Annotated in this window: 15 protein-coding genes and 1 pseudogene; 15 read left to right on the top strand and 1 reads right to left on the bottom strand. The window is 71.4% G+C overall.

Annotated elements, in window-relative coordinates; all coding sequences use genetic code 11:
• Window positions 1–52 precede the first annotated feature (52 nt).
• From ACODT5_RS05015 to ACODT5_RS05030, 4 genes are read left to right on the top strand one after another with little or no spacing between them, the layout of a single operon-like run.
• Window positions 53–697, top strand: coding sequence for a TnsA-like heteromeric transposase endonuclease subunit (locus ACODT5_RS05015; protein WP_422517969.1), 645 nt, complete (start codon window positions 53–55; stop codon window positions 695–697).
• On the top strand, window positions 694–2,745 hold the full coding sequence (locus tag ACODT5_RS05020) for a helix-turn-helix domain-containing protein (RefSeq protein WP_422517970.1): 2,052 nt from the start codon (window positions 694–696) through the stop codon (window positions 2,743–2,745). Before ACODT5_RS05015 ends, ACODT5_RS05020 begins: the two co-directional genes overlap by 4 nt.
• Window positions 2,742–3,830, top strand: coding sequence for a TniB family NTP-binding protein (locus ACODT5_RS05025; protein ID WP_422517971.1), 1,089 nt, complete (start codon window positions 2,742–2,744; stop codon window positions 3,828–3,830). Before ACODT5_RS05020 ends, ACODT5_RS05025 begins: the two co-directional genes overlap by 4 nt.
• Window positions 3,827–6,859, top strand: coding sequence for a TniQ family protein (locus ACODT5_RS05030; RefSeq protein ID WP_422517972.1), 3,033 nt, complete (start codon window positions 3,827–3,829; stop codon window positions 6,857–6,859). Before ACODT5_RS05025 ends, ACODT5_RS05030 begins: the two co-directional genes overlap by 4 nt.
• A 13-nt stretch (window positions 6,860–6,872) precedes the next feature.
• Here ACODT5_RS05030 and ACODT5_RS05035 read toward each other — a convergent pair.
• Window positions 6,873–7,760, bottom strand: a pseudogene (locus tag ACODT5_RS05035) (purine-cytosine permease family protein); the annotation flags it as partial.
• Between the two features lie 142 nt (window positions 7,761–7,902).
• Here ACODT5_RS05035 and ACODT5_RS05040 point away from each other — a divergent pair.
• The 11 genes from ACODT5_RS05040 to ACODT5_RS05090 all read left to right on the top strand — a co-directional run bounded on the left by ACODT5_RS05040 (window position 7,903) and on the right by ACODT5_RS05090 (window position 21,344).
• Complete coding sequence (locus ACODT5_RS05040) at window positions 7,903–8,640, top strand: TetR-like C-terminal domain-containing protein (RefSeq protein ID WP_422517973.1); 738 nt, start codon at window positions 7,903–7,905, stop codon at window positions 8,638–8,640.
• A 203-nt stretch (window positions 8,641–8,843) separates the two neighbouring features.
• On the top strand, window positions 8,844–9,824 hold the full coding sequence (locus ACODT5_RS05045) for a DUF7847 domain-containing protein (protein ID WP_422517974.1): 981 nt from the start codon (window positions 8,844–8,846) through the stop codon (window positions 9,822–9,824).
• Window positions 9,821–10,144 (top strand): putative quinol monooxygenase, encoded by a 324-nt coding sequence (locus tag ACODT5_RS05050; RefSeq protein WP_422517975.1) that lies wholly within the window; start codon window positions 9,821–9,823, stop codon window positions 10,142–10,144. The genes ACODT5_RS05045 and ACODT5_RS05050 overlap by 4 nt, the downstream gene beginning before the upstream one ends.
• A 484-nt stretch (window positions 10,145–10,628) precedes the next feature.
• Complete coding sequence (locus ACODT5_RS05055; protein WP_422517976.1) at window positions 10,629–11,678, top strand: beta-ketoacyl-ACP synthase 3; 1,050 nt, start codon at window positions 10,629–10,631, stop codon at window positions 11,676–11,678.
• Window positions 11,679–11,987: 309 nt separating this feature from the next.
• The gene (locus ACODT5_RS05060; RefSeq protein ID WP_422517977.1) at window positions 11,988–12,236 is read left to right on the top strand and encodes a phosphopantetheine-binding protein; all 249 of its coding nucleotides are present in this window, start codon (window positions 11,988–11,990) and stop codon (window positions 12,234–12,236) included.
• Window positions 12,233–13,489, top strand: a complete 1,257-nt coding sequence (locus tag ACODT5_RS05065) for a beta-ketoacyl-[acyl-carrier-protein] synthase family protein (RefSeq protein ID WP_422517978.1) — start codon at window positions 12,233–12,235, stop codon at window positions 13,487–13,489. Before ACODT5_RS05060 ends, ACODT5_RS05065 begins: the two co-directional genes overlap by 4 nt.
• 39 nt (window positions 13,490–13,528) lie before the next feature.
• Window positions 13,529–14,524, top strand: coding sequence for a 3-oxoacyl-ACP synthase III family protein (locus tag ACODT5_RS05070; protein ID WP_422517979.1), 996 nt, complete (start codon window positions 13,529–13,531; stop codon window positions 14,522–14,524).
• A gap of 5 nt (window positions 14,525–14,529) precedes the next feature.
• Window positions 14,530–15,096: a carboxymuconolactone decarboxylase family protein gene (locus ACODT5_RS05075; RefSeq protein WP_422517980.1), complete on the top strand. Its 567-nt coding sequence runs from the start codon at window positions 14,530–14,532 to the stop codon at window positions 15,094–15,096.
• Between the two features lie 11 nt (window positions 15,097–15,107).
• Window positions 15,108–16,409, top strand: coding sequence for a cytochrome P450 (locus ACODT5_RS05080; protein ID WP_422517981.1), 1,302 nt, complete (start codon window positions 15,108–15,110; stop codon window positions 16,407–16,409).
• Between the two features lie 124 nt (window positions 16,410–16,533).
• A complete protein-coding gene (locus ACODT5_RS05085; protein WP_422517982.1) occupies window positions 16,534–19,884 on the top strand; it encodes a S8 family peptidase in 3,351 nt (1,116 codons plus the stop codon).
• Between the two features lie 179 nt (window positions 19,885–20,063).
• Entirely contained in the window at window positions 20,064–21,344 is a 1,281-nt protein-coding gene (locus tag ACODT5_RS05090; protein ID WP_422517983.1) for an MFS transporter, read from the top strand.
• The last annotated feature ends 64 nt before the right edge of the window (window positions 21,345–21,408 follow it).

Consider the following 21,408-nt stretch of genomic DNA (forward strand, 5'->3'; position numbering starts at 1 on the left):
ATACCGCGGACCGGACGGACGCCTCTCCGAGGCGGATCTCGACCGGCTTCCGGTGGACGAGGTGGCCGGCGGTCTGCCGGTACGCGAGTTCCGCTGGTACCGCGGGCAGAAGCACTACTCAGGCTGGTACTACGCCGCGACCACGGGCCGGCTGGTGGCCTACGAGAGCCGGCTGGAGCTGGCCCGCATCCTGCTCGCCGATTTCGATCGCACGGTCGTGGAGATCGCGGCCCAGCCGTTCCAGCTGACCGGCCGAGACGGCGACCGCATCCGGCGTCACGTCCCGGATCTGCTCTTCGTCCACGCCGATGGCCTGGTGACCGTCGTGGACGTCAAAGCACCCTCTCGCATGAAGGATTCCAAGGTGATCTCACAGTTCGACTGGACACGCCAGCTGTGTTCCCGCCGTGGCTGGGCCTACGAGACATGGTCAGGGGCTGAGGCCTCGGTGCTGGAGAACGTACGGTTTCTGGCCGGCTACCGGCGGCACGAGCTCGTGGAGATGTCGCTGGCAGCCCGTGTGCTGGAGGCCGCCAGGGCTGGGGCAACGATCGGCTCGGTCGAGTCCACACTGGCCCCGCAGTATCCGGTTGAAGCCGTCCGCCCTGTCGTCCTGCACCTGGTCTGGGCAGGGGCATTGGCGGCGGACCTGAATGCTCCGCTCGGCCGGGCTACCCGGGTTCGGGGGGCTTCATGAGCGGGTACGCGATGACGCTGGTTCCGGGGGCTCGGCTGTTCTTCGGCGGCGATGTCGTCGAGGTCGTCTGCATCGAGGGGCTGACGACGACGCTGCGCAACGAGCGGACCGACGAGTTCAGTTCTCTCTCGCTGGGGCGTCTGGCGGCCGGGGCCCGGCCGGTGGACGCCGAAGGGACGGACGATGGGGCCGGGGTGCTGCTCGCCGGGCTTTCGTCGCTCCAGCGCGAGGCATTGTCGGAACGCGCCGCACACGTGCGCGAGGTGCTTTCCGGCTACCGTTCCGGCCATCCGGGCAGTGCTCTGCCCGCCGAGCCCCGGCCTGGATTCGCACCCGGCCTACCGCTGAAGGACCGGACGGCAGCGAAGGCCGCTGAGCTGGACGTTTCGCCCCGCACGCTGGAGCGGTGGCTGAATGCCTACCGCGAGGGCGGCGAGGCGGGGCTCATCGACGCACGGGCCGTGAAAGGCCGCGCCGGCCGAGTGGATCCCCGGTGGGAAGAAGCGGTACGCCGGGTGATGGCGGAGACAGTCACCGCCTCGACGCCGACCAGGTCGGCCCTGCTGCGGCGGGTCGAGGAACGGCTGGAGGCCGAGTACGGCAAAGGCACGGTGACAGTCCCGCCCCGGAGCACGGCCTACTGGCGGCTGGCCCGGCTGACGAGGGGCACGAACGCGGTCTCCGGCAGCGCCAAAGCCCGCCGGTCGATCGCTGAGCGGCCCCAGGGCGCCTACGGGCGGCTGCGGGCGACCCGGCCGGGCGAGTACGTCGTGCTCGACACCCAGGACCTGGACGTCTACGCCATGGAGCCGGTGACCTGCCGGTGGGTCCCGCTGCAGCTGACGGTCGCCCAGGACCTGTTCACCCGGTGCATCGTCGGCCTGCGGGTGACCGCGTGCTCCACCAAGGCCGTCGATGTGGCCGGGGTGCTGTTCGAAGCGGTCTGCCCTCCGCTGGACCATGCTGCCCGGCCGGAGCTGGCTCCCTACCACGGGCTGTGGGACGAAGTGGTGTTCACCGAGGAGGACTTGCAGCCGGGCAGGGGGCTGTGTCCTCCGGAGACCCTGGTCATCGATCATGGGAGGGCGTTCATGTCTGCCCATGTCATCGGGGTATGCACCCGGCTGGGGATGTCGATCCAGCCGGCCCAGCCGAAGAAGCCCACGGACAAGCCGACCGTCGAGCGCTTCTTCCGGACACTGCGTGAGGGGCTGATCCAGCACCTGCCCGCTTACAAGGGACCTGACGTCCACAGTCGCGGCGAGGATGTCACGGGGCAGGCGTTCTTCTTCGTCCACGAGGTCGAGGAGATCGTCCGCGAATGGGTCGGTGAGGTCTATCACCGGCGTGAGCACGATGGGCTGGTCATCCCCCAGTGGCCGAAGCTGTCACTGTCGCCTCTGGAGATGCTGCGGATCGGTTTGGGCCGGGCCGGCCGGTTGCGCATGCCGGCTCGGCATGAGCTGGCGTTCGAGTTCCTGGCGGTCAAGCCTCGCACGATCCAGCACTACGGCGTCGAGGTCGACGGCCTGCGCTACAACGGCCCGGTCCTGGCCGGGCTGGGCAATGCGGCCAGCCCTTACGGGGCAGGCAGCAGGCAGTGGCCGATCCACGTGAATCCGGACGACGTACGGTTCGTCTACTTCCGGGACCCGGACGATGCCGCCGTCTGGCATGCGCTGGAGTGGGAACACGCGCCCGCGCTGAACATGCCCTTCAGTGGTGAGGCCGCCACCTACGCCCGGCGCCTCGCCGCACGGCAAGGACGCCACATCGACGCCTCCCAGGCCCTGGCTGATCTGCTGGCCCGCTGGGATCAGGGCATGGTCACCGACCGGCGCGAACGCCGCATGGCGGTCCGCCTCTCGGCCGAGCGCTCGGCTCTGGCCCTGCCCGCGCTGCCGGAGGACCATGCCGGTCCGGTGCTGCCGGCCGCCCTGCGCCTGGTGCCGGAGCTGCCCGCGGGCGACGTCGATGACGAGGACGAGCTGTTCGACGCGCCGGAGGGCGAGGACTTCTACGCGGACGCATTCGAGGTGATCGAGTGAGGCAGCCCAACCAATTCAGCCTCTCCCGCAAGGAAGGCTGGCGACGTTTCGCCGACACACCTGCCCGGCAGCGGCCCGAGACACTCAGCCGACTCCAGCTGGCCGCCCTGGGCGAGAGCGCTCTGGAGGACTACAACGATGCCCGGCACGACTGGCACGCCAACTTCGGGATCGTGCAGACCCCGCAGCTCGCAGCCGTCCACGAGGAACTCGAACAGATCGTCGCCAGCAACCGGCAGGACGGTGACCGCATCCGCGCCGCCGCCGTGATCGACGCCCTGCCCGGACTGGGCAAGACCACCATCGCCAACCTCTACGGCCGCGTCTTCGACCGCCAGCAGATGCGCCGGCTGTCTCCGGTCACCGACGCCGGACACGAACGCATCCCCGTCTTCCGCGTGGGCCTGACCTCCAACACCACCTTGCGAACCCTGAACCGGATGATCTGCGAGTACTACGGCCACCCGGCCACCGACCGGGCCAACGCCGCCTCCCTGGCCAGTCATGCCCTGGACTGCGTACTGTCCTGCGAAACCCAGCTCGGGATCATCGACGACATCCACTTCATCGACCTCGACCGCCGCGACGGCCTGGCCGTCTCCAACCACCTCAAGTGGCTGGCGAACGAGCTTCCGGTCACGTTCATCTACGTCGGCGTCGGCCTGGCCGAGCGCCGGTTCTTCGCCGACGGCCTCACCGGCAAGAACACCGTCCTGGCCCAGACCGCCCGGCGATGGACCCGGCTCGGGGTCGAGCCCTTCCAGCTGGAGTCCGACGAGGGCCGACGCCACTGGCGAAGCCTGATCAAGGCCACCGAGCAGCAGCTCGTCCTGGCCGGGCACCGCCCAGGCATGCTGGTGCGCAACGCCGACTACCTCTTCGAACGCACCAGCGGGCACATCGGTTCGTACTTCACCCTCCTCATGCGCGGCTGCTACCGGGCGATCCGCACGGGCACCGAGTCCATCAGCAAGGAGGTCCTCGACAACGTTCGTCTCGACGAGGCGTCCGAGCAGGCACGCAAGCAGTTGGCCGCCGCCCTGGCCCACGCCGGGACTCGTTCCCCCCTCGAGGACGTGTCATGAACCAGACCCGTGCGCTTCCTCTGCGCGTGGCCGTCATGCCGGGCGAAGGGCTGGACAGCTGGGTGGAGGCCCTGGGCCGCCGCTACGGCATCACCATGGCGACCACGCTGCGGACGCTGGGCCTACCCAAGACCGTCCTGACCCGGCAGCTGATCACCAGCCTGCCGGTCACCACCCTGCGGCGCATCGAGACCCAGGCCGGCCTGCCTGCCGGCCGCCTCAATACGGCCGTGGTCGGCGACTCCTTCCCCTTCGGCCCGCAGCAGCAGCGACGCTGCCGCTTCTGCCCCCAGTGCCTGGCCGAACGGGACGGCCGCTGGCTCATGAACTGGTGGCTGCCCTGGGTATTCGCCTGCACCCGGCACGGCTCACTCCTCCACGACACCTGCCCGGGTTGCGGCGAAGGACTGCGTATCCAAATGCCTGGTCACACCCACCGCCATCCCGCCGGCACCTGCACCCGCGGGAAGAGCAAACCCGGCTGCGGCACCAGCCTGACGGACGTCCCCGCCCTCACCCTCGACACCGGGCACCCCCTGCTGACCACGCAGAACAGCATCGACGAACTACTGACCGCCGCGGACACGCCCCGTTCCCTCTGGACGGACCTGAACCGCTGCACTCCATGGCTGATGCACGTCATCGACGACACCGAACTCGCACCGATGGGTGAAATGATCCGCCGTCACTGGCGTCACAGCACTCTCGCCACGACAGGACCCGCGCGGCTGGGCCAGCCCCTGGCCGCCGCGGTCCACGGCGTCATCGCCCACACCGCACTGCCGTTCCTCGCAGGCAACAACGACGCCACAGCAATCACAGCCATCCGCAACTTGCGGGCCAGGCACGACACCCGCAGCAAGATCATTCCCCGCGGCATGACCGTCGGGCAGTGGTCCCACCTCTCCCCGGACGCGCACCGCCATTTCCTGCGCGCCACGGACGACACCATGGGCGCGCTGGACCGGGTCCGGTTCTCCTCCACCACCCTGCGTGCCGGGCTGCCCGGCCACGGCAGCCAGCAGCCCACCGAGCGCATCCGACACGTCCCTCAGTTCCTCTGGCCCGGCTGGGCCGTCCGGTTCATGCCTCACGAAGGGGTGGAGCACTTCTTCCGCGGCATCTCCGCGGCCCTCCTTCTCCTTCCCGGGCAGCCACGGCTCACCGCACGCCAGATCACCGACCGCCTCAGCCCCCACCTGCCGAATCTCATGACCATCACACTTCAACGCGCCCTGAAGAGCGGCCACCCGGACGTGCTCACCGCGATCTGCGACATCGCCCACTACCTCGACGAGTACGGCAGCCCCATCGACTACGACCGCCGCCGTCGTCTCGTTCCGGACGCCCCCATCACCCCAGACCAATGGAAGCAACTGTGCTTCGCCACCGGCACCCAGCCCGGCGAACAGCTCAATACCAAGACCACGCAGACACCCCGATACCGCAACGCCCAGCGATACCTGCACCACCTGCTGACCGGAGCGGACCTCAACGATCCCCGCCACCCCCTCGCGATCCGAACAGCCGGCGACCGCTCCCGCTACCTGACCTTCTCGGCCGAACTGACCCTCGCGCAGCGCGACGCTCTTCGCGACCACGCGACCGGCGTCCTCCACCGCCTGGACATCGACGAACCCCTGACCTGGGAACCTCCCCAGACACTGGCCGACGGACTCGACCTACCCGGACCCCACCCAGACGACATCGGCCTCGAAGAAGTCCGCCGCATCGTCATCACCGAACAACGCCCGCCCGGCGACGCAGCGTCAGAACTGGGCACCACCCTCACTCACATCCGGTTCGCGCTCGAACACGTTCCACGCGAACCCCGCCAATGGGGCCGATCCTCCCCGACTGGCTCATGGCGTCTACGCGAGCAGGCCAAAGGCGTTCTGACCCCGGACTTCCTCCAACGCGAGTACACCGAACTCGGAAAAACCCTGACCCGTATCGCCACCGAGACCAGCATCCCCAAACACATCGTGCTCGAACACGCCGACACGGCCGGCCTGACGATCTACCACTCACGCCGCCCTCACCCCATCGACGAGGCCTGGCTACGCGAGCAATACCTCACCCACAAACACTCCACCTCCAACATCGCCCACCAGATCGGCACCACGGACGAGACAGTCCGCCGCCGGCTCCAGCAACTGGGCATCACCCTGCGGCCGCAGGGCGTCCACAGCCGCACCGTGATGACCGCAAAACTGGGCCGCTCAATCCCTCGGGCCATTCGAGCGGCCGTGGAAGGCGCCCTGCACGGCTGGCTCCGCCTCCACCGATTCCAGATCACGATGGCCTTCCCAAACCTGAACACCGCATGCCGCTACCTCGACATCGACCAACGAGTCCTCACGGTGCAGTTCCAGCGACTGGAAACCGACATCGGGCACCAGCTCTACCACCGGTCAGTCCAGAAGACGCCTCAACGCCCAACCACACACGGCAGGTCACTGCTGCGACACCTTCAACAACCACACATCCGGGAACTGATGAACGATGCTCTCACCCCCGCCCAGAAGCACCCCATGCCCGACCCCGCCACCATCGCCTCAGCGACAGCCACTGCCCAATACCGCCGCCGGCCCAGCCCCCTGAAGCCGTTCGACGACATCGCCGTCCGGCGCCTCCGCATCCGTCAAGAGACCCTCACGCTCCTTCACGACCTCCTCGTCCACGCCGACGAGGAAAGCTACGGAACCCAAATCCACGCTCGAACCGGACTCCCCCAAGGAACAGTCTCCGACCAGCTCAGTCGTCTCCGCGACGCAGGGTGGCTGACCTGCCGCCTTGAAGACGACGAATCCTGGCGCAACCGCGCTCCCGCAGGACGAGGCGCCGGCCGCCGGCGCGCCTACTACACCCTCACCCCCGAGGGCCATCGAGCAGCCACCCACGAAATCCAGACCCGCGGCCTCCCCGCCCCGAGGAATCCGACAGATCCGTTGGACGAACCCGCCGACAAACCGTCTGGACACCCAACCAAAACCACAGGTCAGGACACACCCAGCCGACAAGTGTGACCGGAACCTACACCTGCGGCTCGGCCATGTCCACGACGGTCGCGGCGAGGGCGCCGAGCGAGGTGAGGAGGACTCCGGGCAGGAATCCGCCGAGCGCGGTCCAGCCCGCGACCGCCGTCCGTGAGGTGGTTCGCGGCAGGTAGCGGGAGAAGTCCGCGCTGTTGGTGTACGAGAGCGGTCCCGAGGCGATGAGCGTGAGGCCGGCCGCGAGGGTGGCCCACAGGGCGCGGCCGGTCAGTGGTTCGGCGGGCTGGCGTCCCAGGCCGGCGCGGGTGCACACGTATACGGCGACGACGGCGAACGTGACCGTGAGGGCGATCGCGATCGGGGGGTAGAGCTTCACCATGGTGGCGTGTCCGTAGACGCCGATGGCCAGGGTGAGGGCGGCGATGACCACGACGACGGTGATCTTGACCCCGCTGTTCGTGTCGATGCCCGCCTTCTCCACGAGGACGAAGGCGGCGACCGCGGCGGCGGCCAGGTTGAGGGCGATGTAGCAGATGCAGAGCAGCCAGCCGTTGACGGCGATGTTCACCCGGTTGCCGCGGATGCCGTACATCGCCCGCGCGATCACCTCGCTCGGCGTGCCGGAGGCCGGTCCCGAGACGGCGAGCAGGCCGATCGGCGCCCAGAACAGGCTGCCCAGCACGATGACCGCGATGGCCTGACCCAGGCTCAGGCCCATGAGGATCAGGGCGCCGCCGACCACCATGCTCAGGTAGTTCACGTTCGCCGCAGCCCAGACGGGGAACAGCTCGCGGGCACGGCCGTGGCGCTCCTCGTCCGGGACGTGGTCGATGCCGTGGGCCTCGATGCGGCCGGGCCGGTCCGTGTCCGTTCCCGGGTGCGTGTCCGTTCCCGGGTGCGTGTCCGTTTCCGAGTCCCTGTCCGTGGATCCCATGGAGCGATCTTCACGCACCCGGGGAGGAGTCGCGTACGACGACATCAGCGCACTTGGGCGGCACGTCCTGCCGGTCCCCTCGGCCGGCGCCCCGACGGAAGCCGCACGCAAGGCAGTTGCCGCCGAACGGTACGGTTTCGACATGGACGACTACGCAAAGAATTCGGCATCCGGCGACGCGATCCTGTCAGAGCTGATCAAGAAGACCGCGCGCCTGCACCTGGCGGAGCTGGGCGGAGCAGGGCTGTCCCTGGACTCCCTCGCGCGCGACTGCGGACGCGCCCTCGCCGAGGTGCGGGCCCTCTTCCCGCACCGGGACGATCTGCTGACCGCGCTGGTCGTCGATGCCTACGACGCGTCCGGCGCCGCGATGGAGCAGGCCGACGCGGCCGCCACCGCCGTCAAGGCGTCGGCGGGTGCGCGGCTGCTCGCGGTCACGCGCGCGCTGCGCCAGTGGTCCTTCGAGCACCCCGCCGAGTTCACGCTGATCTACGGGTCGCCCGTACCCGGCTACCACGCCCCGCAGGACACCGTCCTGCCCGCCTCGCGCACGCCCGGCGTCCTCGCCGGCATCGTGGGCGCGGGGCTGGCGGGCGGCGAACTCACCCCGCCGCGGCGCGCGGTGCCCGGTCCGCCGTTGCTGCTGCCGGCCGCCGTGGAGGCCTTCGGCGGCCTGCCCCCGGCTCCGTTCTCGGACGTCATCGAGCGCGGGATCGTCCTGTGGAGCAGCCTGATCGGACTCCTGGTGTTCCAGGTCTTCAGCCGTACCCACGACAGCGTCCGGGACGAGGCCGCGTTCTTCGACTACGCCGTCGCCGTGGCGGCCGAGACCATCGGACTCGAGGTCCCCCTGGACGGGGCGGGCGGGGGAACCCGCTGAGGACCGGGGGTCCTTGACAGGAGGCTTTCACCTGCGGGTTACCGTGTCCCTTCATCCGAGGGGGAACAGCGATGTCGCACCACACTGGGTGGGGTCACCACCCGGGTCAGCCCGTACCGCCGCAGTGGAGTGGCGGCTGGATGCCACCACCGGCCCCCCGGCCGGGCGTCATACCCTTGCGCCCGCTGGGTACGGGCGATGTGATGAACGGGGCTTTCGGAGCCTTCCGGCGGTACTGGAAGCCCCTGATCGGCGTCATGGCCGTGGTCCAGGGCATCGGAATCCTGCTCGTGGCAGCCACGCTCGCGATCTCCTACGCGGCCCTGCACGACCGGTTCTCCGCCGTCTTCGGCCTCCCGCCGGGACAGGACCCCGAAGGCTCGGACGTGGCGGCCCTGTTCCTGTCCTTCGTACCGGCGGGCGTGGTGCTGCTCGTCGTGATGACGGTGGGCGCCGCGATGTTCAGCGCCCTGTGCCCCGCGCTGATCCAGAAGGCGGTGCTCGGTCTCCCCACGTCCTTCGGCGCGATGTGGCGCCGCAGTTGGTCACGGCTGCCCTCGGTGCTCGCCGCCGTACTGCTCACGGCGCTGATCGCGGGCGGGCCGGCGCTCCTGCTGTACGCGATCTGCATCCCGCTGATCATCATGTCCACGGACCTGGACGGCTCCGGCCCGCCGGCCGCCTTCGGCCTGCTCCTCCTGGGCTCGCTCCTGTGCGTGCCCTTCTCGATGTGGATCGTGACCCGGTTCAGCCTGGCGCCCGCCGCGGCGGTGTGCGAAGGACTGGGTCCCGTCGCGTCCCTGCGGCGCTCCTCGCAGCTGATCCGCGACGGCTGGTGGCGGGTGTTCGGCATTTCGCTGCTCGGGCACTTCGTGGCCATGGCCGTCGGGTACGCCATCCAGATGCCGTTCGGCTTCGTCGGCATGTTCGCGATCTTCCCGGTCCTGCCCGAACCGGGCGGTCCGTCACCGGACACCGGCACACTGGTCTTCGGGTTCCTCGTCTACGGCGCCACCATGCTGCTCGGCGGTGTCATCAGCTCGCTGTTCCAGTTCAGTTTCCCGCAACTGGTCATCGCCCTGCTCTACGTCGACCAGCGGATGCGCAAGGAGGACTTCGCGGCGACGCTCACCGCCGTCGCCTTCCCCGGGCCGGACGGGCTCGCGCCTACAATGCACGAATGATCTTCATTGTGGTCAAATTCCCCGTCAAGTCCGAGTACGCCGACCAGTGGACCGAGCTGGTCTCGGAGTTCACGCTAGCCACCCGCGCCGAGCCGGGCAACCTGTGGTTCGAGTGGTCGCGCAGCCTGGAGGAGCCGGACACCTACGTCCTGGTCGAGGCGTTCCAGGACGGGGCCGCGGAGGCGCACGTCACCTCCGGGCACTTCCGCGCGGCCCTGGAGACCATGCGCCCGCTGGTCACCCGGACGCCGGAGATCGTCAGCACCACCATCGAGGGCGCTTCCGGCTGGAGCCGGATGGGCGAGCTCCAGATCGACTGACGGGCACCCTTGCCCGTCCCCCCTTCCGCTGCCCCGCTACTCCTTTCCTCCTTTCCTCCTTTCCTCCCTCATTCCCGTCCGCTCCCTCCCGGCCTCTTCCCGCCTTCGCGTGCCACGGAGAGGCCCGGCAGGGGTGTGTGTGCAACACGTTCAACAGCGGCACCCCTTCCACACCGTTGCCCTCGGCCCGTAGAAGTGGTTGATGGTCCCGAGGACGGCGGCACTCCCGACGTCAGCAGGACGCCTGGTCAGCCGCATTTAGTTCAACCTTTGGGGCGATCCCCGGATGGTCCATCGGCCGTAACGTTTCTTCCTGTACGCCCCTGAGCTGCGGCGATGCCGCCGAACCAGGCGTTCAGCACATCCGTTCCCCTGCGCCTCCGCGCCCGCCGTGATCTTGACCCGCCCTACAGTCGTGCCGCTCCCCCGAGATCCCTCCTGAGAGACGTGCGTGACTCCCCTCCTGCCTTGCTCAGAAGACCAGTTGACGACCACGGCCACCCGTTCCGCCCCGCCCGCGGCGGTGCTGGAGGGCATCGCCGGATACGTCCCGCCCCGGGTGGTCGCCAACGCCGGACTCCCCTCGGCGTGGGGCATCGACGACGCCTGGGTGCACCGCCGCACCGGGATCCGCGAACGGCGCCGCGCCGACCCCGGCGTGTCCACCGGCGAGCTCGCCCTCGAAGCCGGGCGCCGCGCCCTGGCCGTGGCGGGCGGCGCTCCGGTGGACACCGTGCTCGTGGCCACCTCCACCCCGGACCGGCCCATGCCGGCCATGGCCCCGCAGCTGGCCACCCGTCTGGGCCTGGGCGGTGCGGCCGCCTGGGACGTGAACGCCGCCTGCAGCGGCTTCCTTTACGGGCTCGCCACCGCCGCCGGCACCCTTTTGTCCGGCTGCGCGGACCGGGTCCTGCTCGTCGCGGCCGACCTGTACTCGACCCTCCTGGACCCCGATGACCACTCGGCCGGCATCGTCTTCGGCGACGGCGCGGGCGCAGTCGTGCTCCGCCGCGGCCGCTACGGGGAACCGGGGAGCATCCTGGCCTTCGACCTCGGCAGCGACGGCACGGGCGACGAGCTGATCGAGGTGCGCGGCGGCGGGGCCCGGGAGCGGTCGGCCCCGGAGTCCTACGGCCCCGGCGACCGGCACTTCCGCATGCAGGGGCGCGAGGTGTTCCAGCACGCGGTGACCCGGATGACCCAGTCCTCGCAGACCGTACTGAAGCACGCGGGCTGGTCGCCCGAGGACGTGGACCGGTTCTGCGCCCACCAGGCCAACGCCCGCATCGTGAAGGTCGTCGGGGAGCGCCTGCCCGTACCCGGACCGCGCCGGGTGACCAACATCGAGCGGGTCGGCAACACCGGCGCCGCGTCCATCCCGCTCGCCCTGGCCGACGCCGCTTCGCGCGGCGAACTGCACGCCGGGGAAAGGGTGTTGCTCACCACCTTCGGTGCCGGGCTCACCTGGGGGTCGGCCGCCGTGCTCTGGCCGCGGCTCGAGCGCGCGGTGCCCGGCATCGAACCGGCGCCCTGAGGTCTGCTCGTTCACCACCACGCCCACCCGTACCCACCGCGCCCACCGCCTCCGCCCGCCGGGTTCCCACGGGTCCCCGTGACCCCCGCGCAGCCTTCGGCGCCCCACCACCCGCACCACCCGCACCGCCCGCGCCGAAGCGGTCGGGCCCGATCGGTCGCGCCGGACCCCGCCGCCACCTGATCCCCGGTCCTGATTCCTGACCCCCCACTCCCCCACACCGGTCCCGGCTGCCCGCTCCCGGCCGCCCACCGCACCCTGCCCGTCTTCAGCTCACGCTCACCACCCGTCCCGGAAGGACGCTCCGCCATGCCCCCTGTCCAGACCGTTCTCACCACCGTGCTCACCGAGAAGTTCGAAGTCTCCCCCGAGAGCGTCCTGCCCGACGCCACCCTGGAGAGCCTCGACCTCGACTCGCTCGCCCTCGCCGAACTGGCCCTCGCCCTCCAGGAGCAGCTCGGCGTGAAGGTCGAGGAGCACGAGGCCGCCAAGCGCACCACCATCGGCGAGCTCGTGGCCGTACTCCACTCCAAGCGGACCGAGCGGGACGCCCTGTGACGGCCTCCCCGCACCCCCGCGCCGTCGCCGTCACCGGCCTGGGGCTGATCACCCCGGCCGGGATCGGCCGCGAGGACACCTGGGCCGGTGTGCTCCGGGGCCGCTCGACGGCGGACACCGATCCCGAACTGAAGGACTGCCCGGTCGACTTCTCCTGCCGGATCCCCGCCATGACCCCCGAGCAGGGGCGCATCGGCGGCGGCAAGGCCTGGCGGATGGGCCGTTTCACGCAGCTCGCGGTCCTGGCGGCCCGTGAGGCCGTGGCCGACGCGGGACTCGACCCCACCTCCTGGGACGGGGCGCGGGTTGCCGTCGTGATCGGCTCGGGGCTGGCCGGGGCTCCCCATCTGGAGACCCAGACCCTGCGCCACCACCAGGGGGGACCCGACCTGGTCTCGCCCTCCCTCATCCCGATGCTCATCCCCAACATGGCCGCGGGCGAGGTGTCGGCGGACCTCGGTGCCCACGGCCCCTCGCTGGCCACCGAGACGGCCTGTGCCTCCGGGGCGACCGCCCTGGCCATCGCCCGTGACCTGCTGCTCTCCGGTGCCTGCGACATCGCGATCGCCGGCGGCGCGGAGGCTGCGGTGACCCCGGTGGTCACCACCGGGTTCGCCCGGATGGGCGCCCTGTCCGGGCGGGTGGACCAGCCGGCCCTGGCCTCCAGGCCGTTCGCGGCGGACCGGGACGGCTTCGTCATCGCGGAGGGGGCCGCAGTGCTCGTACTGGAGCGGCCGGCGGACGCGGCGGCTCGCGGGCGGCGCGGATACGCGCACCTGGCCGGAGCCGGCCTCACCTCGGACGCCCACCATCCGACGGCGCCGTCCCCCGGCGGAGAGTACGCCGAGGCGGCCCTGCGGGCGGCGCTCGCCCAGGCCGGGCTGTCCCCGGCCGACGTCGACCACGTCAACGCCCACGGAACCTCCACCCCGCTCAACGACCGCACCGAGGCGGAACTCATCGCCCGCGTCCTGCCGCACGGCCCCAGCGTGACCGCCCCCAAGGGGGTGCTCGGCCACAGCCTCGGCGCCGCCGGCGCCGTGGAGGCCGCGCTCACCGCCCTCACCATCCGGGACTCCCGGGTGGCGCCGATCGCCAACCTCGCCGCGCCGGGCTCCGGTTGCGGCTCCGGCTCTTCCTACGACATCGACTGTGTGACCGGCACGGTGCGCGAGCAGCGGGTGGGCGCCGCCGTCAGCCACTCCTTCGGCTTCGGCGGGCACAACGTGGTGCTCCTCCTGACCGCACCCTGACCGCCACCGCCCTCCCCACCAGCAGAAGGCTTCGTACCCTTGGCCGTTCACAGTGCCGTCGTCCACGCCACCGTCCACGTACCACAGGAGCGCCAGTGCGTCTCCGCGGTCGAGGACCGCTTCCGGGCGGGCAGCCCGGGCATCCCGATGCCCCGGGGCGTGCTCCAGCACATGTACGGGCTGAACCAGCGCACGGTGGCCCCCCTCGACGAGCAGCCCTCCGACCTGGCGGTGCGCGCCGCGCGCAGTCTGCTGGAGGAGAGCGGCACCCCCGCCCGGAAGGTGGACCTGCTGCTCTACGCCGGCATCCTCGCCGATATGGAGGAACCGGCCACCGCCCATGTGGTGGCGGCCAAACTCGGCCTGGACTGCCCGGTGTTCGATCTGAAGAACGCCTGCAACGGCGTACTGAACGCGCTGGAGGTGGCCGACGCCTTCGTCCGGACCGGACAGTACCGGCGGGTGCTGATCACCAGCGCCGAGGTCAGCACCCGGGAGAGCCGCTGGAGCGTCACGGACCCGGACGAGGTGCTGGGCGCCCTGCCGAGCCTGAGCACCGGCGACATGGGCTCCGCGGTGCTGGTCGCCGCGAGCACGCGGCCCGGCATCCTGGGGAGCCGGTTCTTCGCCAACTCCTGGGGCTGGGAAGCCGCGACACTGCCCAATCCGTACGCGAACCACCGCAGGATGGGCCGCCTGGAGATCGATTCGGCCCGGCTCGTCGCCTCCTTCGAGGGCATGCCGGCCAAGGTGCGCGGGGCGGTGCGCGAACTCGGCGTGGACGTCGAGGACTTCGACCTCGTCTGCGTGCACCAGCCGTCCGTGCCCTTCACCCGGGTGGCATGCGGCTGGGTGGGCGTGGACCCTTCGCGGATCCTGTCCACCTTTCCCGCGCACGGCAACGTCGCGACCAACACCATCCCGCTGCAGCTGGCCACCGCGCTGAACTCGGACCGGCTCCACCCGGGCGACCTGGTGGGCATGTTCGGGTTCGCTAGCGGCGCCAGCGCCGGCGTCGTCGTCTGCAGGTGGTGAGCCCGATGACCACCGAACCGCCCGAGCGCCCCGTACGCATCACCCCGCTGCCGCCCGAGCAGTGGACGCCCGCGCTGCGCGGGCTGCTGGCCGGATCCGCCAAGGACGGCCCCGGGCGGGTGAACCTCTTCGGTACCCTCGCCCACCATCCCGGCCTCGCCCACGCCTGGCTCTCCCTCGCCCGGGTCCTGACCCACGAAGGAACCTTGACGGGCCGTCAGCGGGAGCTGGTCGTCCTGCGCACCGCGCACCGGCGCGGCGGGTCCTTCGTGTTCGACCGCCACAGCGCGGTCGCCGCCGACGCCGGGCTGGACTCCCGTGAGGTGGCGGCGACGGCGTCGCTCCTTGCCGAACACCCCTGGTCCGCCGCAGATCTGGCCCTGCTGGAGGCTTCCGACGCGCTCGCGGCGGGCGAGCCGGTGCCGCAGCAGCTGTGGGACCGGCTGGCGGGCGGACTGCGCCCCGACCAACTGATCGAACTGCTGATCCTCGCCGGGCAGTGCGCCACCATGTGCGCCACGCTCGGCGCCCTCCACACCCCGCCCGACGGCGGCCGAACCCCCTCCGGATGAGATCCGCCACCATGACCGTCACCACCACGCCGACCGACGCCCACGCCTCCGCCTCCGCCGACGCCTCTGCTGCCGCCGGAAGCCCGGCCCCGGGGTCGCTCACCCTCCCCGCCCCTTACGGCTCCTGCCCCTACGACCCGCCGCCCGGCTACACGCAGGCCGCCGCCGAGGCGCCGGTCAGCCGCGCCGAGCTGCCCGACGGCACCCCCTGCTGGCTCGTGACGGGCCACCAGGAGGTCCGGGCGGTACTGTCCGACGCCCGCTTCAGCGCCGACGCGCGCACCCCCGGATTCCCCTTCCTGTCCCCCGGCCAGCGCCAACTGGCCACCGCTCAGCCGAGTTTCATCCGGATGGACGATCCGGAGCACTCCCGGCTGCGCAGGATGGTCGCCAAGGACTTCCTGACCCGCCGGATCCAGGAACTGCGGCCGGCCATCGCGGACGTGGTCGAGGCCGCCGCCCGGGCGATGACCGCCGACGGCCGCAGGACCGCCGATCTCGTCGCGGACTTCGCGCTGCCCGTCCCGTCGCTGGTCATCTGCCTCATGCTGGGGGTCCCGTACGAGGACCACGCGCTGTTCCAGTCGCTCAGCCGGACCCTGCTCGACAACACCACCGACCCCGGACGGGCCGCCGAGGCCCACCGGGAGCTGATGGGCTACCTGGCCGGGCTGGCCGAACACAAGCGGCGGGATCCCGGAGACGACATCCTCAGCCGGCTCGCCGTCCGGCCCGACCTGTCCGCGCGGGAAACGGCCTCGCTCGGCTTCATGCTCCTGATCACCGGCCACGAAAGCACCACGAACATGGCGGCGCTCAGCGTTCTGGCCCTGCTGCGCCGCCCCGAACAGGCCGCCCGGCTGCGGGCCGAACCGGCACTGATTCCAGGGGCGGTGGAGGAACTGCTGCGCTACCTCACGATCATCCACCTGGGCCTGGGCCGCGCCGCCACCGAGGACGTCACGGTCGGCGGGGCGGCGATCCGGGCCGGGGACGGGGTGATCTGCATGCTGTCCACCGCCAACCGGCAGCCGAAGCTCTTCGGCGCCCCGCAGGCGGGGGACGCCCCGGAGGGCGGGGCCTCCTGTCCCGCCGAGCTGGACGTGACCCGGGACGCGCGCCGGCACGTGGCCTTCGGCCACGGTCCGCACCAGTGTCTGGGTCACACCCTGGCGCGGGTCGAGCTCCAGATCATGCTGGAGACCGTGCTGCGCGAGCTCCCCGGCCTGCGGCTGGCCGTACCCGAGGAGCAGCTCGTGTTCCAACGGGACACCATCGTCTACGGGTTGCGGGAGCTCCCCGTCGCCTGGTGATACCCGATTCGGCCAACCACCAGACTGTTGTCCGGATTTGTCGCAGCCCGCGCAGAACCGAACTGGCCCCGGGTCGCGTGGTAGCCGACACGATCGGCATGCACACGAACACGGGGGAACACGGGTGGGATTCGCAAGGAAGGCCAGGACGGTGGTGCTCGCCGCCGCGGTGACCGGGACACTGATCGCGGGGACCGCATCGGCCGGTGCCCAGCCGGCGCCGGACGGTACGGGGGCTTCGGCGAAGGGCCGGCCGAAGGCGGACGTGAAGCCGTCGGCGACGGTGACCCTGATCACCGGCGACCGGGTCGTCGTCAAGGGCGACGGCAGCGTCGAACGGCTCGTCCGGGGCGCGGGCCGTGAGGGGACGGCCTTCTCGGTGCGGCGCGAGGGCGCGCACACGTACGCCGTCCCGCAGGACGCGCTGCGCCTGGTCGCCGACGGGGTCCTGGACCGGCGGCTGTTCGACGTGGCCCGGCTGGTCGAGGACGGGTACGACGACGCGCACCGCAGTGCGCTGCCGCTGATCGCCGGCTACCGGCGGGACGCCTCCGGGGCCCAGACCTTCGGCGCCTCGGGCGACACGCTCGCCGGGGTCGCGCGCGACCGCCGCCCGCTGCCCGCGGTGGCGGGCGAGGCGTTCAACGCGCCGAAGGCCGATGCCGCGGCCCTGTGGGCGGCGGTCACCGGCCGGACGGGCGCCCGCGTGGCGGGCGCCGTCCCGGTGCCGCCCGTGGCCCACCTGTGGCTGGACGCCAAGGTCAGCGCCAGTCTGGACAAGAGCGTGGCCCAGATAGGCGCGCCCGCCATGTACCAGGCGGGCTACACCGGCAAGGGCGTCAAGGTGGCCGTCCTGGACACGGGGGTCGACGAGACCCACCCCGACCTCAAGGGCGTCGAGACGGCGCAGCGGAACTTCAGCAGCTCGCCCGACTCCGCGGACCGGTACGGGCACGGCACCCACGTGGCCTCCACCATCGCCGGAACGGGTGCGCGGTCGGGCGGCCGGTACAAGGGAGTGGCGCCCGGCGTGCAGCTCCTGGACGCCAAGGTCCTGGGCGACGACGGCTACGGCGACTCCTCCGGCATCATCAGCGGCATGCAGTGGGCCGTGGACCAGGGTGCGACGGTGGTCAACATGAGCCTGGGCTCCCCCGACGAGCCCGGCGTCGACCCCATGGAGGAAGCGGTCGCCCAGCTCTCCGGCAAGGCGCTGTTCGTGGTGGCCGCGGGGAACGAGGGCCCCAGGGCCGGGACGCTGCGCACCCCCGGCAGCGCCCCCGCGGCGCTCACGGTCGGCGCGGTGGACAAGCAGGACCAGCTCGCGGACTTCTCCAGCCGTGGCCCGAGCGCCGACGGGGCGGCCAAGCCGGACATCACCGCCCCGGGCGTGGACATCACCGCCGCCCACACCACGCAGAGCCCGGACCCCGGGCCCGCGGACGGCTACGTCGGCATGTCGGGCACCTCCATGGCCACCCCGCACGTCGCGGGCGCCGCGGCCCTGGTCCGCCAGCAGCACCCGGACTGGAGCCCGGCCCGGATCAAAGCGCTGCTGACCGGCTCGGCCAAGCCCAATCCCGCGCTCAACTCCTACCAGCAGGGTGCGGGCCGCGTAGACCTGGCACGGGCCGTCAAGGCCGTCGTCACCTCCGTGCCCGGCTCCCTCGCCTTCGGCACGCACTCCTGGCCGCACGCCGACGACAAGCCGGTCACCAAGACCCTCACCTACCGCAACCACGGCACCGAGCCCGTCACGCTCAAGCTGAGCACGTCCGGCACGGACCAGTCCGGCCGCCCGGCCCCGGCCGGGATGTTCACCGTCAAGGACGCGCAGTTGACCGTCCCCGCCGGGGGCACCGCGAAGACCGCCGTCACGGCGGACACCCGCAAGGGCAGCGTCGACGGCGCCTTCGGCGGCACCGTGCTGGCCTCGGGGGGCGGGCAGCACGTGCGCACCGGTCTCGTGGTCGACCGCGAGGTGGAGTCCTACGACATCACGCTGAAGCACCTGGACGTCAACGGTGCGAGCCCGCCGACGTACTACACCACGGTGACGAAGCTCGGCGAGGGCATGGACGCCCGCCTCGAGGTCCCGTACGACCCGAGCGGCACCGTCGTCCAGCGGCTGCCCAAGGGCGACTACCTGCTGGAAGGCGTCGTCTGGGGCCCGGGTTCCACCCTGGGCTTCTTCGTCCAGCCGGTGCTGAAGGTCACCGAGAAGAGCACGGTCACCTTCGACTCCCGCAAGGCCAAGCCGTTCGCCGTCACCCCGCCGGATCCGTCGGCGAAGCTGGTGAGCGCGTACGCCGGGTTCTACGACGAGGCCGCGATGGTGGGTGACATGTGGGCCACCGACGGCACCACACGGATCCTCACCCAGCACCTGGGCCCGAAGGGGACCACCCTGAGCGCGCAGTACAACGGCCTGTGGAAGACGCCGGGGGCGCCGGGCAAGAACGTCGACTACCGGCTGGCCTTCAACCGCAAGGGCACCTGGTTCGACGGGCTCGACCGCAAGCTCACCCGGGCGGACGTCGCCGAGGTCAAGCTCGGCTTCGGCGCGTCGGTCACCGGCGCCAAGGGCCTGATCCACGCGACGCCGACCGCCGCCGACGGTTACACCTCCGGCATCACGGACCCGTCCGAGCAGAGCCTGCCGCTGGCGAGCACGCAGTACGTCAGCACCGCCGGGGTGCGCTGGGACTGGGTCGCCGCGCAGGTCGACTCCAAGGGCGAAGGGCGGATCATCTACGCGCAGAACCAGGCGTCCTACCTGCCGGGCAAGCGCTACACGCTGAACTTCAACACCGGCGTGGTCGGACCCGACCTGGAGGCCGGTGAGGACCAGGGCGGCTGGCGTACCGGCGATTACCTGGACGCCAATGTGGGGTTGTTCAACGACGGCGGAGGTCACGAGGGCCATTCCGCCTTCACCGGGGGCTTCACCCGGCTGGAGTCCGGCGGCCGGGTCCTCGCGGAGTCCGATCCGGGCGGCTGGATCAGCGCCAAGGTCCCGGCCGGCTCCGCCGTGTACCGCTTGACCAAGGAGGCGACCCGGTCCGCCAAGGACACCGCCACCAGCACGAAGGTACGGGCGAGCTGGACCTTCACCTCGGCCCGCCCGGCGGGCGCGGACGAGCGTGTGACGCTGCCGCTGTCCACGGTGCGGCTCGCGCCGAAGCTGAGTCTGAGGGGGACGGCGCCGGCGGGCGGTGCGCTGAAGGTGCCGCTGCTGCTGGGCGGGGCGGCCGCCGCGGAAGGGCAGGTCGCCACGCTGACGGTCCGGGTCTCCTACAACGGGGGCAAGACCTGGAGCCTCCTCGCGGTGGCGGAGGACCCGAAGGGCGCGCGGTGGGTGACCGTGAAGCATCCAGCGTCGGCCAAGGCCGTGTCGTTCCAGGTGGACCTCAGGGACAAGGCGGGCAACACCGTGCGGGAGACGATCACGAACGCCTACCTCCTCGCCCCCTGAGCCGCCCGCAGACGCTCCGGCCCGGCCCCGCACCGCGCGGGTGCCGGGCCGGAGCGGTGCCGGGGGCGTGGTTTGACCCGGTGGTGTGCCGCTCGCTTTGATTGCTCCGGTCGACACGAGTAGATTCGTACGCTTGTTCGCGACATCGTGTGCGGGAGAGAGCGGGGGCTGCGGCGATCATGCGGATCACGTCGATCGCGTCGATCACATCGATCGCGAGGACCGGGCGGTCGCTGGGGCGGCAGTTCAGGTGGCTCTGGGCGGCGTACGCGGTCAGCACCCTCGGCACCTGGCTCGCCTTCGACGCCTTCGCCCTGATCGCGATCTTCGTCCTGCACGCCGGGCCGGCCGAGGTGTCGGCGCTGGCGGCCGCCGGGCCCGCGGTCGCCGCGGTGGTGGCGCTGCCGCTCGGGCCGTGGATCGAGTTCCGCCGCAAGCGGCCGGTGATGATCGCGATGGACCTGATCCGGTTCGCGGCGCTGATGAGCGTGCCCGCGGCCTTCGCGTTCGGCCGGCTCGGGATCACCCAGCTCCTGGTCGTCTCGGTCGTCGTCGGCGCGGCGGACATCGCCTTCACGGCGGCCGGCGGGGCTTGCCTGAAGGCCCTCGTCCGGCCGGACGACCTGCTCGTCGCGAACGGCCGGTTCGAGTCCACCACCTGGACCGCCACCATGCTCGGGCCCCCGCTCGGCGGGGTGGCAATCACCGTGTTCGGTCCGGTGATGACCGTCGTGGGCAACGCGGTGAGCTACCTGCTCTCGGCGGCGGGGATCCGCGCGATCGGCGGTGAGGAGCCACGCCCCGCAGCGCCTGCCGGAGCCCCGGCGCGGCTGCGCTTCCGCGACCTCTTCGAAGGCTGGCGCTACATCCTGGCCGACCCCGAGCTGCGCCCGCTCTTCGCCAACACGATCCTGGTCAACGGCCTGATCATGGCGACCGCGCCGCTGCTCGCCGTCCTCATGCTCGGCCCGCTCGGGTTCACGCCCTGGCAGTACGGACTCGCCTTCGCCGTGCCCTGCGCCGGCGGCCTGCTCGGCTCCCGGCTGGCCCCGCGGCTGGTCGAGCGGTTCGGGCAGCACCGGGTCATGATCACCGCCGGCGTGCTGCGGGCGTGCTGGCTGCCCTGGCTGGCCTTCGTCCACTCCGGGACCGGCGGGCTCGTCCTGGTCATGGCCGTCGAGTTCGGGCTGATCACCTGCATGGGCGTGTTCAACCCGGTGTTCGCCACCCGCCGGCTCGCTCTGACCCCGCCGGACCGGGTGGCCCGCGTCCTGTCCGCGTGGTCGGTCACCAGCAAGGCCTCCATCGCCGCGCTGACCGCCCTGTGGGGCCTGCTGGCCGCCTTCACCGACCCCCGCACCGCCCTCGCGACGGCCGGCGTCCTGGCCATGGCGACCCCGCTCCTGCTCCCCCGGCGCGACCGCACGGCACGGCCGAAGCAGGAAGCACCGCTGAGCTGAGACCGGGGCCGGGACCGGGGCCGGGACCGGCCGCCCGGCCGGCCGGAGCGGTGGAGCTCCGGCC

This window comes from Streptomyces tatrensis, assembly GCF_049310065.1.
Lineage (GTDB): Bacteria > Actinomycetota > Actinomycetes > Streptomycetales > Streptomycetaceae > Streptomyces.